This is a genomic window from Candidatus Methylomirabilis sp., from assembly GCF_028716865.1.
In the GTDB taxonomy this organism is placed as follows: Bacteria; Methylomirabilota; Methylomirabilia; order Methylomirabilales; family Methylomirabilaceae; genus Methylomirabilis.
The window spans coordinates 21,554-37,948 of the sequence record NZ_JAQUOY010000018.1; the positions used below are offsets into that span (position 1 = coordinate 21,554).

19 protein-coding genes are annotated in these 16,395 nt (G+C 56.8%); 18 read left to right on the forward strand and 1 reads right to left on the reverse strand.

Annotation, left to right across the window (positions count from 1 at the left end):
- The first annotated feature begins 147 nt into the window (after positions 1 to 147).
- The 4 genes from PHV01_RS08460 (at position 148) to PHV01_RS08475 (ending at position 4,360) form a co-directional block, all read left to right on the forward strand.
- On the forward strand, positions 148 to 2,577 hold the full coding sequence (locus tag PHV01_RS08460; protein ID WP_337290715.1) for a vitamin B12-dependent ribonucleotide reductase: 2,430 nt from the start codon (positions 148 to 150) through the stop codon (positions 2,575 to 2,577).
- 75 nt (positions 2,578 to 2,652) lie between these two features.
- Complete coding sequence (gene dcd, locus PHV01_RS08465; RefSeq protein WP_337290716.1) at positions 2,653 to 3,207, forward strand: dCTP deaminase; 555 nt, start codon at positions 2,653 to 2,655, stop codon at positions 3,205 to 3,207.
- A gap of 234 nt (positions 3,208 to 3,441) precedes the next feature.
- Positions 3,442 to 3,921, forward strand: coding sequence for a hypothetical protein (locus tag PHV01_RS08470; protein WP_337290717.1), 480 nt, complete (start codon positions 3,442 to 3,444; stop codon positions 3,919 to 3,921).
- The gene (locus tag PHV01_RS08475; RefSeq protein ID WP_337290718.1) at positions 3,911 to 4,360 is read left to right on the forward strand and encodes a HEPN domain-containing protein; all 450 of its coding nucleotides are present in this window, start codon (positions 3,911 to 3,913) and stop codon (positions 4,358 to 4,360) included. Before PHV01_RS08470 ends, PHV01_RS08475 begins: the two co-directional genes overlap by 11 nt.
- Positions 4,361 to 4,516: 156 nt before the next feature.
- Here the strand turns inward: PHV01_RS08475 and PHV01_RS08480 are convergent, their stop codons facing one another.
- The gene (locus PHV01_RS08480; protein ID WP_337290719.1) at positions 4,517 to 4,696 is read right to left on the reverse strand and encodes a hypothetical protein; all 180 of its coding nucleotides are present in this window, start codon (positions 4,694 to 4,696) and stop codon (positions 4,517 to 4,519) included.
- A 591-nt stretch (positions 4,697 to 5,287) separates the two neighbouring features.
- On the opposite strand from PHV01_RS08480, the gene lptC reads away from it, so the two are divergent.
- The 14 genes from lptC (at position 5,288) to PHV01_RS08550 (ending at position 16,384) form a co-directional block, all read left to right on the forward strand.
- Positions 5,288 to 5,899: an LPS export ABC transporter periplasmic protein LptC gene (lptC, locus tag PHV01_RS08485; protein WP_337290720.1), complete on the forward strand. Its 612-nt coding sequence runs from the start codon at positions 5,288 to 5,290 to the stop codon at positions 5,897 to 5,899.
- Positions 5,896 to 6,459: a lipopolysaccharide transport periplasmic protein LptA gene (gene lptA, locus PHV01_RS08490; protein ID WP_337290721.1), complete on the forward strand. Its 564-nt coding sequence runs from the start codon at positions 5,896 to 5,898 to the stop codon at positions 6,457 to 6,459. The genes lptC and lptA overlap by 4 nt, the downstream gene beginning before the upstream one ends.
- Positions 6,460 to 6,465: 6 nt before the next feature.
- Positions 6,466 to 7,191, forward strand: a complete 726-nt coding sequence (gene lptB, locus PHV01_RS08495; RefSeq protein ID WP_337290722.1) for an LPS export ABC transporter ATP-binding protein — start codon at positions 6,466 to 6,468, stop codon at positions 7,189 to 7,191.
- 11 nt (positions 7,192 to 7,202) lie between these two features.
- The gene (rpoN, locus tag PHV01_RS08500) at positions 7,203 to 8,627 is read left to right on the forward strand and encodes an RNA polymerase factor sigma-54 (RefSeq protein WP_337290723.1); all 1,425 of its coding nucleotides are present in this window, start codon (positions 7,203 to 7,205) and stop codon (positions 8,625 to 8,627) included.
- Between the two features lie 42 nt (positions 8,628 to 8,669).
- Positions 8,670 to 9,212 carry a ribosome-associated translation inhibitor RaiA gene (gene raiA, locus PHV01_RS08505; RefSeq protein ID WP_337290724.1) on the forward strand — a complete coding sequence of 181 codons (543 nt, stop codon included), beginning with the start codon at positions 8,670 to 8,672 and terminating at the stop codon, positions 9,210 to 9,212.
- Between the two features lie 199 nt (positions 9,213 to 9,411).
- Positions 9,412 to 10,278 (forward strand): RNase adapter RapZ, encoded by an 867-nt coding sequence (gene rapZ / locus PHV01_RS08510; RefSeq protein WP_337290725.1) that lies wholly within the window; start codon positions 9,412 to 9,414, stop codon positions 10,276 to 10,278.
- A 102-nt stretch (positions 10,279 to 10,380) separates the two neighbouring features.
- Positions 10,381 to 11,175, forward strand: coding sequence for a biotin/lipoate A/B protein ligase family protein (locus tag PHV01_RS08515; protein ID WP_337290726.1), 795 nt, complete (start codon positions 10,381 to 10,383; stop codon positions 11,173 to 11,175).
- A 179-nt stretch (positions 11,176 to 11,354) separates the two neighbouring features.
- Positions 11,355 to 11,978 (forward strand): CDP-diacylglycerol--glycerol-3-phosphate 3-phosphatidyltransferase, encoded by a 624-nt coding sequence (gene pgsA, locus PHV01_RS08520; RefSeq protein WP_337290727.1) that lies wholly within the window; start codon positions 11,355 to 11,357, stop codon positions 11,976 to 11,978.
- 22 nt (positions 11,979 to 12,000) lie between these two features.
- Positions 12,001 to 12,633 carry a glycerol-3-phosphate 1-O-acyltransferase PlsY gene (plsY, locus tag PHV01_RS08525; protein WP_337290728.1) on the forward strand — a complete coding sequence of 211 codons (633 nt, stop codon included), beginning with the start codon at positions 12,001 to 12,003 and terminating at the stop codon, positions 12,631 to 12,633.
- Positions 12,634 to 12,642: 9 nt separating this feature from the next.
- Complete coding sequence (locus PHV01_RS08530) at positions 12,643 to 13,875, forward strand: aspartate kinase (protein ID WP_337290729.1); 1,233 nt, start codon at positions 12,643 to 12,645, stop codon at positions 13,873 to 13,875.
- A 2-nt stretch (positions 13,876 to 13,877) separates the two neighbouring features.
- The gene (locus PHV01_RS08535; RefSeq protein ID WP_337290730.1) at positions 13,878 to 14,279 is read left to right on the forward strand and encodes a helix-hairpin-helix domain-containing protein; all 402 of its coding nucleotides are present in this window, start codon (positions 13,878 to 13,880) and stop codon (positions 14,277 to 14,279) included.
- Positions 14,280 to 14,282: 3 nt separating this feature from the next.
- On the forward strand, positions 14,283 to 15,020 hold the full coding sequence (locus PHV01_RS08540) for a segregation/condensation protein A (protein ID WP_337290731.1): 738 nt from the start codon (positions 14,283 to 14,285) through the stop codon (positions 15,018 to 15,020).
- Complete coding sequence (gene scpB / locus PHV01_RS08545; RefSeq protein WP_337290732.1) at positions 15,004 to 15,597, forward strand: SMC-Scp complex subunit ScpB; 594 nt, start codon at positions 15,004 to 15,006, stop codon at positions 15,595 to 15,597. The genes PHV01_RS08540 and scpB overlap by 17 nt, the downstream gene beginning before the upstream one ends.
- A 16-nt stretch (positions 15,598 to 15,613) precedes the next feature.
- Positions 15,614 to 16,384, forward strand: a complete 771-nt coding sequence (locus PHV01_RS08550; protein WP_337290733.1) for a pseudouridine synthase — start codon at positions 15,614 to 15,616, stop codon at positions 16,382 to 16,384.
- Positions 16,385 to 16,395: the final 11 nt, after the last annotated feature.

Sequence of the window (16,395 nt, forward strand, 5' to 3'; positions counted from 1 at the left end):
CAGTTATACAATATATGGTGTGATGGTGCGAATGAGCGTGTACCTAAGACGTTGGAGATAGATAGCTTCATCGTGCGTATTACATTGAGTGCTCGGGATTCAAGCATGTTCAAGTTGCCACAAACAGCCCAGATAGAGGAGGACGCAATGCTTGGTAAGACGGGCGAGTCAACGTTTCGCGAGATTGAGCAGGGAGGAGACGTGACGCAGGCGTTTGGACCGCGTCCGGCGAAGACCGGTCAGTGGAGTGAATCGGCCCTCCGCGTCCTCAAAGAGCGTTACCTGATGAGGGACGCGACAGGTGTCAAAGAGACGCCGGAGGAGATGTGCTGGCGTGTCGCGGTAGCCATAGCCAAGGCTGAAGGGCAGTGGGGGAGAAGTGAGGCGGAAGCTCTTCAGGTAGCAGAATCGTTTTACGATGTGATGGTTGAAGGGAAGTTCCTTCCTAACTCTCCCACGATGATGAATGCCGGCAAAGAGAACGGGATGCAGTATTCGGCCTGTTTTGTGCTTCCCGTCGAGGATTCCATGGAGGGGATCTTCGAGGCGGTGAAAAGGGCGGCGATCATCCATCAGTCCGGCGGCGGGACCGGCTTTGCGTTCTCGCGCCTCAGGCCGAAGGATACCCTTGTCAAGTCAACGGGCGGCAAAGCGAGCGGTCCTATCAGCTTCCTTCGAGTTTTTAATGCCGCCACCGAGGCTGTCAAACAAGGAGGTGCCAGACGTGGCGCCAACATGGGGATTCTCAAGGTGGATCATCCTGACATCCTGGAGTTCATCGACTGTAAGCTGGACGGCGGGATTACCAACTTTAATATCTCCGTAGCTGCCACCAAAACCTTCATGGACGCCCTCGAGAAGGACGAGACCTACGAGTTGGTCGATCCTCATACCAAGTTCGTCACCGGCCACCTGCGAGCCGGTGAGGTCTTTCAGCGGATCGTTCAGGCGGCCTGGCGGACCGGCGACCCTGGGATGATCTTCATCGATCGCATCAACGCAAGTCCGTCCAATCCGATCCCACAGGATGAGGTGATCGAGGCCACGAATCCCTGTGGTGAGCAGCCGCTTGGGCCCAATGATGCCTGTAACCTGGGTTCGGTCAATCTGGCCAGATTTTACCTCCCCTCGATTCCCGTAGATTCCGGGGTGACGGAGCGAATCGATTGGGTTGGCCTGGAGCAGGTGGTGCAGACGGCGGTCCGCTTCCTAGATGACGTGATTGACGTGAACCCTTATCCGCTGCAGGATATTACTGAGGAGGTTCATAAGAATCGGCGGATCGGCCTCGGCGTTATGGGCTGGGCCGACCTGTTGCTTGAGCTTGGCCTTCCATACGACAGCGACGAGGCGGTCACGTTGGGTGAGGAGATCATGGGCTTCATTCGGCGAATCGGCCACGATGCCTCCGCGAAGTTGGCGGAGGCGCGTGGGCCGTTTCCTCGCTGGTCACGGAGTATTTATAAAGGCAAGAAACCTCTTCGCAACTCTACCGTCACGACTATTGCGCCTACCGGGACGATCAGTATTATCGTGGGTTGCTCTTCCGGGATCGAGCCGATCTTTGCTGTCGCGTTCAGCCACATCGTAGGAGATCGGCACCTGACCTTCGTGAATCCGATCTTCGAGGAGATTGCGAAGCGGCGCGGCTTCTACAGTGAAGAGCTGATGCGCCGGGTGGCCGAGCGAGGGACGGTTCGCGGGCTTGAAGGCGTGCCGGAGGACGTTCAGCGAGTCTTCGTCACAGCTCACGAGATCGCGCCTGCCTGGCATGTCAAGATGCAGGCAGCCTTCCAGAAGCAGACCGATAATGGCGTTTCTAAGACGATCAACCTGCCTAACTCGGCGACGCCTGAAGACATCGCCAAGGCCTATATGACGGCGTATGAGCTTGGCTGCCTCGGGATCACAGTCTTCCGCGACGGCTGTAAGGACACACAGGTCTTGCATCTCGGCACCGGCGCCAAGCCCGCCCTGAGCCCAGCCGAAGAGCCTGCCTTGAGTGCGGCCGAAGTAGTGGCACAGCAGGAGGCGCCGCAAGCGATCCCAATCGTTATGAAGACGGGCCTAGAGGCGGCGCTCAAGGTCAAGCCGAGGCCGCGGACCATGAAGGGCGTCACATACAGGGCGGAGACGCCGCTTGGGACCGCCTTCGTTACCGTCAATCAGAACGGCGAAGGTGAGCCGTTTGAGGTCTTCGCCAGCGTCGGGAAGGCCGGAAGCGATACCTCTGCGGTGTCCGAGGCGATCGGTCGACTCCTCTCGATGATCCTCAGGCTGCCGTCATCGATGTCGCCCAGAGAGCGAGTTGAGCAGATTGTGAGCCAACTCTCAGGCATCGGCGGCCGGCGGCCGATGGGCTTTGGTAAGGATCGGGTCCGGTCGCTTCCGGATGCCATCGCCCAGGTCCTGGCCGAGCATATCGGCCTCACCGAGCCAGGCGTGCAAGAGATGCAGGCAGCTCGCGGCAAGACGACCGAGAAAGCAGGCGACATGTGCCCGGACTGCGGCTCGGCGACCCTCGTCTACGAAGAGGGTTGCCAGAAGTGCTACTCCTGCGGATTTAGTGAATGTTAGATTGTATGTCGAATATTGCTCAACCTTACGTAGTTCGGCACTATGGAGACTTGAGGTCTCGCAGGAGGACGTCCTATGTCGATTAAATCAGATGCGTGGATCAAGCGGATGGCGGTGGAGCAGCAGATGATTGCCCCGTTCGAGGAGGGGCAGGTCAGAAACGGGGTGATCTCCTATGGCCTCTCGTCGTATGGGTACGACATCCGGGTGGCAGACGAGTTTAAGATCTTTACGAATGTCAACACGACCATCGTAGATCCCAAGAACTTCGATGAGCGGTCCTTTGTCGATTTCAAGGGCGATATCTGCATCGTCCCACCCAACTCCTTTGCGCTCGCTAGAACCGTCGAGTATTTCAGGATTCCCCGTAACGTGATGACTGTATGTCTGGGAAAGTCCTCGTATGCACGCTGTGGAGTCATCCTCAATGTGACTCCGTTCGAGCCGGAGTGGGAGGGGTTTGCGACTCTTGAGATCAGTAATACGACACCGCTGCCTGCCAAGATCTATGCCAACGAAGGGATCGCGCAAGTCCTCTTTTTCGAGGGCGATGAGCCGTGTCTTGTGTCGTATGCCGACAAAAAAGGGAAATACCAGGCTCAGCAAGACATCACACTGCCAAGAATCTAATAGTTCCCCTCTGCGTTCTAACTCGGTACAACGACTGCTGAAGTGAGTAGAGAGCGTGCAAACAAAATTTAAATTTTTGTACGATTTCTGTTGACACAGGTAGAACGGTCGTTGTAAAGATATCAACAACGATGAGGTGGGCTGTTGTTGATCCGGTTGTTTTCGTCAGAGACACGTGTAAGTCTCCTCACTTTTCTTTTCACTAGGTTGGATAAGCGCTTTTATGTGAGAGAGTTGGCGCGACACCTTGGACGGGATATCTCTGGGGTCAAGCGGGAGTTGGACAATCTTGAGAGGGCTGGCGTAGTGACGAGTGAAAAGGTTGGGAATCTTCGGTACTACCGGGTAAATAAGGCGTCGCCCCTTTACACCGAGCTCAAGGGGATCATCGCGAAGACCACCGGCATTCACGCGAGTCTCCGAGAAGGACTCAGAAAGATCAAAGGAATCCAACGAGCCTTGGTCTATGGAACGGGGCAGCACGAGGTCGAAGAAGGCCTCGGCCCCATTCGGTTGATGGTTATTGGTCGGGTCGATTTGAACGATCTTAACGATGCGATAAGGGGATTGGAAAGCCGCCTGAATCGCGAGATTAACTACCTCGTATTTGACGAAGCCGAATATCAGCGGAGAAAGGCAGAGGATGACCCGTTCCTGGTTGAAGTCCTTAAGGGCCGAAAGTCAATCCTGATCGGAACGGACGATGGCCTATGAGGAGCTTCGGGAACGTGGGCTGGTTGAGGAAATTCGACCTGACTTCCGCCAGGTGTCGCTACTACTCGCACGAGCGTTGAAAGATCTGTCGACGGCCAGGGCCAACGTTGATATCGATAAGGAGTGGGCATACACTATCGCCTATCAGGGGATGGTGAGGGCAGCGAAGGCGTTGGTAATGGCCGAAGGGTGGCGACCAAGGGGTCGTGATCAAGCCAGGACGATCGTAATGTTGGTAGGGGAGCTATTGGGTGAAGAGGGACGCGCTTTGGTCAATGGTTTCGATCGTATGCGTCGCAAGCGGCAGGACTTCATGGAGGAACCGCAAACCCCGATTCCCCGGTATGAGGTCGAAGGAGCGCTGAAAGATGCGGCGGCCTTAATTGAAAGGCTCGTAGGCCTTGCACGCGAGAAAAATCCGCAGTTAGCGTTCTTGTAGTGAGATCGACCAGGGAGTCGATAGCGTCGAAAGGGGGTGAGAATCTCAATGGCAGCGAAGAAGCCGGCAGCGAAGAAGGCGGCGCCAAAGAAGGCGGCGCCAAAGAAGGCAGCAGCGAAGAAGACAGGGAAAGGGTGCTAGTCTCGATTAGCGGTGTCACAAAACGTGATGTGGAAAGGGGGTGAGAATCTCAATGGCAGCGAAGAAGAAGGCAGCGGCGAAGAAGGCGACTAAGAAGAAGTAGTTACACTGTACGGCCTTGGTGGCCGAATCGACCCCAATGAGCTGGATGTGAAACAGCTCGGCGTTGAGCGGCTTGGGGTTGATTGCCAGCAAAAGTCAGTCGGTTCTCATTACGGTGAAGATGGGCCGCTCACTGCTGGGGGGGCATTCCCCCCCAGCCGTCATTATCATTATAATGATCATATCTTAAGCTTCTGGACATCAGAGCTGAACGGTTGAATCAAACGCGTGTAACGTTGCAACTGAGGAGTTGGAAATTATTCATCAGAATGCCGGGAGGAAGTGATGGTTAAGTAGTCGGTCCTGCTATATCATTCATATTGTGCGTGAGGAACGTCTCTGAGTTCATCTTATTGATATCCAGAAATATCTCTCTGCTGAGGACCCCAGGAATCTCTATTCTGCGTGACAAGCGTTCTCGTTACCCCCCTCGCCGTTACGTCTATCCTGCGATGACGAATTCCGCTTTCTGATCGCCGAGGTGCTATGGTTCTCGCATAGCCATGTGTACTGGTTGCGGTCACGGTCCTGCCGCATGCCATTCTAACCATCCGGACTGGTATAATGGCAGGGCCTTTCTTCTTCCTCGTCAGGATTACCTCAATGCGAAGAGAACGAAACCAGTAGATGACCGTTCCACATCTCTTTACATCATCTTCACTTTGTGCTATTAGGAAGACGGGAATGCGAACGACTAGGTATGTATGGTTAGGATGGATCGTGGTGGTATCGGTAGCCGCATTTTTTGCTTTTGGGCCGGCCAACCGTACGTCATCGGCATTTGGGGAGGGAAAACCTGACCCCACGGCAGATGTCAAGATTACCAGGTTCCATCTAGTGGAAACAAAGAACGGTAAGACGATCTGGGAAGTTTGGGGCGATCGCGGTGAGGTTTTTGAGAAGACAGGCATGGCGAAGGTGATGAAGACCACTAATCCGGTGACCGTCATCCTCTATTCTGAGCAGGGCAAACTGACGGTCCGGTCGGATAGTGCCACGTTGAACACGCGGACGAAGAATATCCATATGGAGCGTAACGTGAGGGCGATTTCGGAGCAGGGTAATAGCCTGCAGACCCAGTCCCTGGACTGGTCGGCCAGGGACCATCGGGTGTACACTCGATCGCCTGTTACGTTAGTACGGGGCGGGCTGACGAGTTCGGGAGTGGGATTGGAGGCAGAGACCGATCTTGAACGTGTGAGATTTTTAAGTCGCGTACAGTCGCATCTGCTTCCCGGGAGTGCCGAGCTGGCGACTAAAGCCCGCTCTGGCTCGCAAAACGGAGGAACTCGATGAATTACCGCGGCTGGGCTACCACAGTTATTGTGCTGGTGAATCTTGTCTGGCTGGTCGGTTCTGCGCGCGCCCAGGAGCAGCAGAAAGGAAAGAACCCGATTACGATTACCTCTGATCGCTTGGAGGTCAACCGGAAGCTCCATTCTGCGGTCTATGTAGGGAACGTGATGGTTGATGACAAGGAGAAGGATCTGGTTATTCTCTCTGACACGATGGAGTTCCTCTTCGATGAGAAGATGGAGCGGATCGAAAAGGGAGTGGCCGCCGGCAACGTCAGGATCACCAAAGGGGAGAAAAAGGGCACCGGCGACCAGCTCGAGTTGTTTCGCGATGAAAACAGGGTAGTCCTCACAGGAGATCCCAGGGTCTGGCAAGATAACGATCTGATCACCGGAACGAAGGTTACCGTTTTCTTGAAGGAGGACAGGGCAATTGTTGAAGGCGGTCCCTCAAAGCGCGTAACGGCTATCCTGTACCCCAAGGCTGAGGGGGCGGAGCGGTCGAAGTCGGAAGCGCCGAGCAAGGCTGACCAACCGGCAGCGTCGAAGGGGGGTTCCTGAATCGGGATGGAGCGGACCCTTCGGGCAGACAACCTCGTTAAGTCGTTCAAGGGTCGAAAGGTCGTTGCAGGCGTTAGTATCAGCCTCGAAGCCGGGGAGGTAGTTGGCCTGCTGGGGCCCAATGGCGCCGGAAAGACGACGACCTTCTATATGGTCCTTGGGCTGTTGAAGCCTGATCTGGGTCGTGTCATGTTAAATGGGGAAGACGTCACCGATCTCCCAGTGTACAAACGGGCCCGTAAGGGTTTAGGGTTTCTTCCGCAGGAGCCCTCAATCTTCCGCAAACTTACAGTGGAACAGAATGTGATGGCTATTCTCGAGATCCTGGACCTGTCAGAAGAAGAACGACGGGCACGGCTTGAGGGCCTTCTTCAGGAACTGGATCTCACCCACCTCGCCAAGAGCAAGGCCTACACGCTATCAGGTGGCGAACGCCGCCGAGCGGAGATCACCAGGGCCCTTGTGACCTCTCCGGATTTCATGCTGCTGGACGAGCCGTTCGCGGGAATTGATCCTATCGCGATAGCCGATATCCAGGCTATCATTGCCCGGCTCAAAGTGAAGGGTGTTGGAGTGTTAATAACCGATCACAATGTACGAGAGACCTTGCAGATTGTTGATCGCGCCTATCTGATCCATGAAGGCAAGGTGTTGGTCTCCGGCACCGCCAACGAGCTGGCATCAGACGAGCGGGCCAGGGAGATCTACCTGGGTGAACGGTTTAGCCTGTAAGGATGAACGCTATGGCCTTTGAAGCGAAACTCAGCCTACGACAGGCGCAGAAGATGGTTATGACGCCGATGCTGCAGCAGGCGATTAACCTCTTGCAGCTATCGCGGCTGGAATTGCTTCAGGCGGTACGGCAGGAGGTGGAGGAGAATCCTGTCCTGGAAGAGACAATAGAGGAAACGGAGGAGTTGGATGATGTACCGGCGTTGAAGTCCGTTGTCGAGGAGCCGACGATCGAACGTAATGGGGAAGGGCAGGTCGCAGAAATCGATTGGGAAAGTTATCTGCAGGACGCCTCAGACTATCGGCCATCTATCCAATACGAGTCGGTCGATCGGTTCGATAGCGAGAGCATGCTCACCAGGCCTGGCTCCCTCCAGGACCATCTGCTCTTCCAGCTTCACCTGACCGTTAGAGATCAGGAACTCCTCAGACTGGGCTGCCTCATCGCCGGAGAGCTGGACGATAACGGATACCTTCGCAGCAGCATCGAGGAGCTGGCGTCGCTGGCTGGCGCTTCCGTGGAGTCGATGGAGTCGGCCCTTCGGCTTGTCCAGGGTTTTGATCCTGCCGGGGTGGGGGCGCGGGATCTTCAGGAATGCCTGCTCATTCAGCTTAGGACGCGACCGGAAGGACATGCGCTGGCTGAGGCCATTGTCGGCAATCATCTCCATGATCTGGAGCGCCACCGATTCGGAAAGATTGCGGCTGCGCTGGGGGTCTCGCTCAGCGAGGTGCAAGAAGCGGTGACGCTCATCGCTTCTTTGGAACCCAAACCAGGAAAGAACTACAGCAGTGAGGAGCCGCAATATATTACGCCTGATGTGTATATTCTCAAGGTCGATGGACGATTGGTGGTGGCGCTGAATGAAGACGGTCTTCCGCGCCTTCGAGTTAGTCGATATTATCGGCAGATCCTTTCCAAGCAAGCGCTTGCCCCTCGCGAGGCCCGTGGTTACGTCGAAGAGAAGATGCGCTCTGCCCTCTGGTTCATCCGGAGCATTGAACAGCGGAAACGGACGCTTATCAAGGTCACCGAAAGCCTGGTGAAATACCAGAGGGATTTCTTCGAGTTCGGGATCTCCCACCTCAAGCCCCTGACGCTGCGCGAAGTGGCCGATGATATCTCGATGCATGAGTCTACCATCAGTCGCGTGACCACGAACAAGCATGTCCAGACTCCGCAGGGACTGTTTGGGCTGAAATACTTTTTTCACCGTGGTGTGTCATCAACCGTTGGTGAAGCCGTCTCTTCTCGAAGGGTGAAGGACATGGTTCGGCGATACTTGACGGAAGAAGACTCTCACAAACCGCTGAGTGACCAGAAGATCGTGGAGATCCTAGCGAGGGTTCACGGGGTCGAGATCGCCCGTCGAACCGTAGCCAAGTATCGTGGTCAGCTCAAGATCCCCTCATCCAATCAACGTCGCTACGTGTAAGACGGTGTACAGGCATCTCACTCTCTGTCGAGGAGTCAACTGATGCAGATTACCATTACGACACGCAATATCGAGAACACTGAAGCTCTCAAACGTTACGCGGAGGAGAAGATCGCCCGTCTGCAGAAGTTCGTGGATCAGATTACCTCAGTCCATATCATCCTCTCAGTCGAGAAGCATCGACAGATCGCGGAGGTGACGCTCCACGTACGAGAGCTGACCATCCGGGGAGAAGAATCAAGCACTGATCTGTATTCCGCCATTGACCTCGTGGCCGATAAGATCGAACGTCAGATCCTTCGCTATAAGGAGAAGATTGTCGACCACTCCGGTCGGGGCTTGGGCCGGTTGCGGTCTAAGGAAGAGACGGTGTCTGCAGAGGCTGAGCCCTCCTGGGAAGAGGGCCCCCGCATCGTCAAGACCAAGCATTTCGCCATGAAACCGCTATCTCCTGATGAGGCCGCCATACAGATGGACTTGGTAGGCCACAATTTTTTTGTGTTCCGAAATGCTCGGACACAGGAGGTTAATGTCCTGTATCGACGACGTGATGGGGATTATGGCTTGATCGAACCCAGGAGTTGAGCGCTCTTACCTGTAAGCGTCAGGCGTGAGGGTAAGGTGTGGAGGGATGGTCTTTTCACCTCTTACGCTTCACGCTCACGAATGTGTTTGCTGAAAGTCGATGGGATAGCTGAACACTTAGTTGTAGACACGTCGATATTGCTCCGAAGATTCGGTGACAGGGTAGTCATGTGATGGCGAATGCAAAGGGTGCGATGCGGTGAAGGCGGCCGAGGTTGTGATTATTACCGGTGTATCCGGGGCCGGTAAGAGTCAGGCGATTAAGTGTTTAGAGGACATTGGCTTTTTCTGTATCGATAACCTACCGACTACATTAATCCCCACCTTCGTTCGGCTCTGCACGCAATCTGAGCATGCGATCGAGCGGGTTGCCCTTGTCATCGACGTTCGGGAGGGAGAGTTTCTGGCCCCGGTGTTCGACATCCTGGCGATGCTTCGGGCTGACGGGCATACCGTCAAGATTGTTTTCCTGGACGCAAGCAATGAGGTCCTTGTGCGGCGCTTTAGCGAGAGTCGACGCCCACACCCCCTTGCGGCCGGAAAGTCGGTCCTGTCAGGGATCGCGGCGGAGCGACAGTTGTTGACTCGCCTCCGTGATGAGGCGAATCTCACTATTGATACGAGCAGTCTGACCATTCATGACCTGAAGCGGTTCCTTTCGCAGGCATTCGTCATGGAGCGGCCCACAGCCAAGATTGCCCTCTCCCTGGTCTCTTTCGGCTATAAACATGGACTGCCCTTTGACGCCGATCTGATCTTTGATACTCGGTTCCTACCCAGCCCTCACTTTATCGATGACCTGCGGCCACTGACCGGACTTGATTCCAGGATCGGCGAGTTTCTCATGCGGGCTTCTGTAACCACGCCTTACCTTGAGCGTCTGATGGATTTGCTTGACTTTGTGACCCCTCTCTGTGAGGAGGAAGGGCGTGCCTATCTGACCATCGCGATCGGCTGCACCGGTGGCCGTCATCGTTCGGTCTTTCTGGTGGAACAGCTTGCCGGCCATTTTCGGGAGTGCGGCTATCTGATCAACGTCCGACACCGTGACATCGAAAGAGCCTGATCATGCGCTCAGCCTGTGCAAACTAGGGGAGAGCGTGTAGGCGACGCAGGATTCCTCGACCAGGATCTCCAAGGAAGGGATCTGACCGATGGGGGTTGGGGGATGCCTTACACAGGCCGACTTCTGAGGATGGACGTTGCTACCGGCCCCACCAACATGGGGGTTGACGAAGCGCTTGCCACCCTATGCCGCGAGAGTGCCACCCTGCGCTTTTACGCATGGGAGGCTCCGACGCTTTCCATCGGTTACTCTCAGCGCAGCAATGACATCGATCCGTCGGCCTGCCGCAAATCCACGGTGTATCTGGTACGCCGTCCTACGGGCGGTCGAGCTGTACTCCACCGGCAGGAGTTGACTTACAGCCTGGTTCTTCCCCTGCGTCCACCCTGGACGAAGATCTCGATCGTAGAGAGTTACCGCCAGATCAATGCCTGCCTGCTTCGGGGCCTTGAACTGCTCGGTCTGGAGGTACGGGTTGGGCGCCGCCCAAGACCCGTTGATGGTGCGCTGTCGGCGTTCTGTTTTTCGGCCATCTCGCAATATGAGGTTTTGGTGGGCAGGAAAAAGGTGATCGGCTCCGCGCAGCGGCGATTTCCCACGGCACTTCTCCAGCAGGGAAGTATCCTGTTGGATTTCGACCCTGTCGGTATCCTTGATCTTCTGCGTCCCACCGAGCGGGCTGCCGCCGCCGATGCTCTCGGGACAGTGGGCTCACTGCGGGAAGCGCTGGGACGGCTTCCTCATCGCCTGGAAGTAGAGACGGCGATCAGGAACGGCTTTGCTGAGGAGATGGGGGTCGAATTCGTGGAAGGTGAGCTTCGGCCAGAGGAGTTGCGGCTATCCGTGGAGTTAGCCACCACCCGCTATGGCTCAGAGGACTGGACCTTCCGTCGTTGATAGCGTGTGGGATCAACCTTGACAGTTTCCTTGAGCCTTTGCTACGGTATCGTTGTAACGTTATACTCGAATCTGTAAAAGCGTGTGCGCCACGAGAGTGCGGGTAGTGAGTAGTAAGAAGTGGAAGGGCATTCAAAGGGTGATAGCTCGGAGCCAGTCAGCTCCACAGGAAGAGAAGAGTGGTTGAGCACGGCAGACGCGGTCAAAAGGCGTCGACGGAAGTCACGCCGGGTTTCAAAGGGCCAAAAGCTCTCATGAACCTGCCCAACAAGCTCACGCTGGGCCGAATCTTTCTGGTTCCTATTATCATCGTATTCCTGGTCGTGGGGGAGAAAGTCCCCAATTACACCGCCGGTGTCATCTTTCTCGCCGCGGTCTTGACCGACTGGCTGGATGGCCGGATCGCCCGGAACACGCGGCAGGTGACGACGTTGGGCAAGTTGCTCGACCCTATCGCCGATAAGCTGCTCATCTCAACCGCGCTCATTGCGCTAGTGCAGGTGGGCCGCGCACCGGCCTGGATGGTTGTTCTGATTGTGGGTCGTGAACTGGCCATCACCGGGCTCAGGACGGTTGCGGCCTCACAGAGCGTCATTATCCACGCCAGCGACTTCGGAAAGCATAAGATGCTTGCAGAGGTGGCGGCGGTAACCTTCTTGATCCTCGACTGGCCTGCGCAGTGGAGTTTTATGACGATTCCCTCCCTGGGGGTTCTCTGCCTGTGGGGGGCGGTTGTGTTGAGCATTGTCTCGGGTGTCGATTATTTCTTGAAGTTCTGGAAGGTTATCGATCTGAGCCGATAAACCTTTTGGTATCTGGAGGGCGATGAGCGTACACTTGTGGCTCGTTCCGCTGGGGTATCTTGCGGGCTCTATCCCGTTCGGTCTCCTGATCGCCAAGGCATCGAAAGGAGTGGATGTACGGAAAGCCGGGAGCGGCAATATCGGCGCCACCAATGTCCTTCGCGTTGTGGGCTCTGGAGCCGGCGCTCTTACCCTTGCCCTGGACGCGTTGAAAGGGTGGGCGCCGGTTGCTTTAAGTAAGCTCCTTGGCGCGCCGGAGTTGCTCATTGCTACGGTGGGGCTGGCTGCATTTCTGGGGCATCTGTATCCGCTCTTTCTCGGCTTTCGTGGGGGAAAGGGAGTCGCCACCGCCCTGGGGGTCCTGCTTGCGCTGTTTGCAAAGATCGCGTTGCTGATCGTGGGTGTCTGGTTCTTGATTGCCGCCCTTTTTCGCTATTCGTCTCTTGCCGCCCTCACTGCCTCCATCGCGTGCCCCCTTTTCGTGTGGGCCCTTGATGGCCGACCGGCCTATGTGGGACTGGCGATCATTATCTGCGGTTTGATCCTCATCCGGCACCGCGAGAACCTGGGGCGTCTTATGGCTGGGGAAGAGGGCAAGATCGGACAAAAACTGCAAGAAGCGGATCTGCCTCGGCATGATCGGCTTGCCTTGTAGGAGCGAAATATGTCTCTCATCGTTCAGAAATACGGCGGTAGTTCCGTCGCGGATGTGGAGCGGATCAAGCAGGTGGCCCGCCGGGTGGTAGAGACGAAGATCCAGGGAAATGACTTGGTCGTGGTGGTCTCAGCTATGGCCGGAGAGACAGACCGCCTGTTACGCCTTGCCGCCCAGATTTCCGATGCGCCGGATGAACGGGAACTTGACGTCATCGTGGCCACGGGGGAACAGATCTCGATCGGTCTCCTGTCACTGGCCATCCAACAGCATGGGCACAAGGCCCGTTCTTTTACCGGGAGCCAGGTCAGGATCCAGACCGATACCGCCTACACCAAAGCAAAGATTGTGAGTGTCGAGGTTGATCGGGCACAACAGGCGCTGCGGGAAGGAGCCGTCGTTATCGTCGCCGGGTTCCAGGGGGTGACGGCGGAAGATGACGTGACAACGCTCGGGCGTGGCGGATCAGACCTGACGGCGGTAGCCATGGCGGCGGCCCTGAAGGCCGACCTCTGCGAGATTTATACCGATGTGGAAGGGGTCTATACCGCTGACCCGAATATTGTTCCGGAGGCGAGGAAGCTCGAAAAGATCTCCTACGATGAGATGCTCGAGATGGCCAGCCTCGGGGCAAAGGTGCTTCAGGCCCGGTCGGTAGAGTATGCCAAAAATTACGCCGTGCCGGTTCATGTTCGTTCCAGTTTCAATGCAAGCCAGGGGACGCTGGTGGTCCAGGAGGATGCGGAGATGGAGAAGGTGGTGGTCTCGGGGATCGCCTGCGACAAGAACGAGGCGAAGATCACCGTACTGCGCGTAGCGGATCGGCCGGGGATCGCGGCCAAGCTGTTCGGCCGTGTCGCGGAAGCCAACATTGTAGTGGATATGATCGTCCAGAACATCAGTCAGGATGGGACCACTGATATCTCGTTCACGGTCCCGAAGTCGGACTTCCCGAAGGCGATGTGGCTTGTGAACGGACTGGCCGAGGAGATCGGCGCTCAGCAGGTTGAGGGTGACGACAAAATCGCCAAGGTCTCCATCGTTGGGGTGGGGATGCGGACTCACTCCGGGGTGGCGGCGAGGATGTTTGAGGCCCTGGCGCGCGAGAACATTAACATCATGATGATTAGCACCTCTGAGATCAAGGTCTCCTGCGTCATCGATGCGAAATATGGCGAGCTGGCTGTCCGGATTCTGCATGAGATCTTCGGCCTGGCCGGGCGTACCGTAGTCGGGGAATAGTTGTGAGCGGGGTGTATACCAGACGCGAGGCGATCGCCGCCGGCCTCCTTGGCGTCGCGGTTGCCGGCATTGTGTGGGGTCCCGTCATCCTCCGTCCGTTCGGCTCTGCCCCCGCCATTGATCTTCGAACACTCCATCTTCAGGAAGATCGGCCTGCTGTGCAGGCCCACCCGTCGTCGTCGGCCAGAGTCGCAAAGGCGAAACCGACCAGCCGGGTGGACATTAATCATGCGGATGCCGCAACGCTTCAGACGCTGCCAGGGATCGGTCCGACACTGGCCCAGCGGATTATCACTTATCGGAAGGACCATGGTCGCTTTACAGACGCTGACGGCCTGATGGAGGTTGAAGGGATCGGTCCGGGACGATTTGAGAAGCTTGAGCCCTGGATCGAGGCGCGCTGAGCGATGAGTTATCGCGTTCGCTTGGAGATGTTTGAGGGCCCCCTGGATCTCTTGCTCTATCTGATTCAGGTGAACGAGATCGACATCTACGATATCCCCATTGCCAAGATTACCCAGGAATACCTGGGATGCTTGGCCCGGATGGAGGAGCTGGATCTGAAGGTCGCCGGAGAGTTCCTGGTACTGGCTGCCACGCTCATCCATATTAAGTCGAAGATGCTGATCCCGGTGCAGGAGTTGGAAGCAGAGGGGGTGTCTGCGGAAGACCCGCGACAGGAGTTGGTGGAACGCCTCCTGGAGTACAGGCGGTTCAAGGAGGCGGCTATGGAGTTTGAGGAGCTGGAGGCAGGGCAGGCGCTGCTCTATGGCAGGCCTGGTGATCTTTCAGTTCCGATCGTCGAGGGCCCCCTTGAGGTCAGTCTCTCTGCGCTGCTCCGCGCGTTCATGGCGGTCATGCAGCGAGCGCCAGAGACGATGGCTGTCGAAATTACTCCGGAAACGATCAACGTGGGAGAGCGAATGGTGGCGGTGTTGGATCGGTTGACCCTTCAGAGTCCGGTACCGTTCCTGGCCCTGTTCGAGGGGGTAACGACGCGCGCGCTATTAATTGCCACCTTCCTTGGGCTGCTCGAGCTATTGCGTCGGGGCCTGGTGCGGGCCAGACAATCGGAGCCTGGGAGCGAGATTACGATCTATCGAACTGTAGAAACGGCGGTGGGGGCTGATGGACACCAAGGCTGATCTCAGCTCGCTTGGGGTTCTTGAGGCTTTACTGTTTGTCTCCGAGGAACCGCTGTCACTGGAACGGATCGAGGAACTGCTCGACGGATGCTCAAGGGCAGAGGTAAACCGGTTGCTCGCCGACTTGCAGGAAAGATGCCGGGATCGGGATCGAGGAGTAGTCGTGACCGAGGTTGCCGGGGGCTATCGCCTGACAACCAAACCCGAGGCGGCCCCGTGGATCCAGCGGCTTCGTGGATCCAAACCGGCCAGGCTATCCAGGGCCGCGCTCGAGACCCTGGCCATCATTGCCTATAAGCAGCCGATCACAAAGCCGGAGGTCGAGGTGATCCGAGGGGTCATGGTGGACGGGGTGTTAAAGACCCTCGTAGAGCGGGATCTGGTCCGGATTCTTGGACGGAAGGCGGAGGTGGGCAGGCCGATCCTGTATGGGACCAGCCGGTCCTTTTTGGAGTATTTTGGATTCAAAGATCTCTCTGAGCTGCCGACCCTGAAGGAGATTGAGACGCTGACCCCGAACGTAGTCGAGAAGGAGGCTTCGCACGAGGACGTTGATCAAACCGAAAAGACGGAATGAGGTGACTGGCCGGCCTGTGCCGGCACGGCAGACAGGCGCTGAACAGGAACGGCTGCAGCGGTATCTGGCCCGCGCCGGGATCAGCTCGCGCAGGAGCTGCGAGAGGCTGATCCTCGAAGGGAGGGTCAGTGTCAATGGGCGGGTCGTCATCCAGCTTGGGACCAAGGTCTCACCGGGTTTCGATAAGGTGACGTGTGATGGCAGATCCGTCACACCCTCAGCCAGCCTCGTCTACCTCATACTGAATAAACCGGCAGGCGTGCTGACCACCTTGTCCGATCCGCGAGGGCGACCCGTTATTCGTGATCTGTTGCCGCCACAGGGGCTGCCCAGGCTCTTTCCTGTCGGGCGTCTTGACTATCAGACAGAAGGACTCGTACTTCTGACAAACGATGGGACGCTTGCCTACGGGCTCATGCATCCCAGCTTCGAGGTCGAGAAGGAGTATCTTGCCAAGGTGCGTGGTTGCCCTACGCCCGCCGATCTGGTCAAGTTGAAGGCGGGGGTGATGTCGAAGGGGGAAAGACTACGGGCCACCCAAGCCAAGATCGTCAGTCGTGGGGTTGGTTCCGCATGGCTTAAACTTGTCGTACACGAGGGGCGGTATCACGAGATTCGACGGCTATGCGACGCCATCGGGTACCCGGTGCTGCGGCTCCAAAGGGTTCGCCTTGGGCCGATCGTTTTAGGGAAGCTGCCCAAAGGATACTGGCGACGACTTTCCCCCGTAGAGCTTACCAGCATGCGTCGCGCAGTGGAACGGAGCCATACGTGTGGGGACCAGTAGCGGAAAGTAGC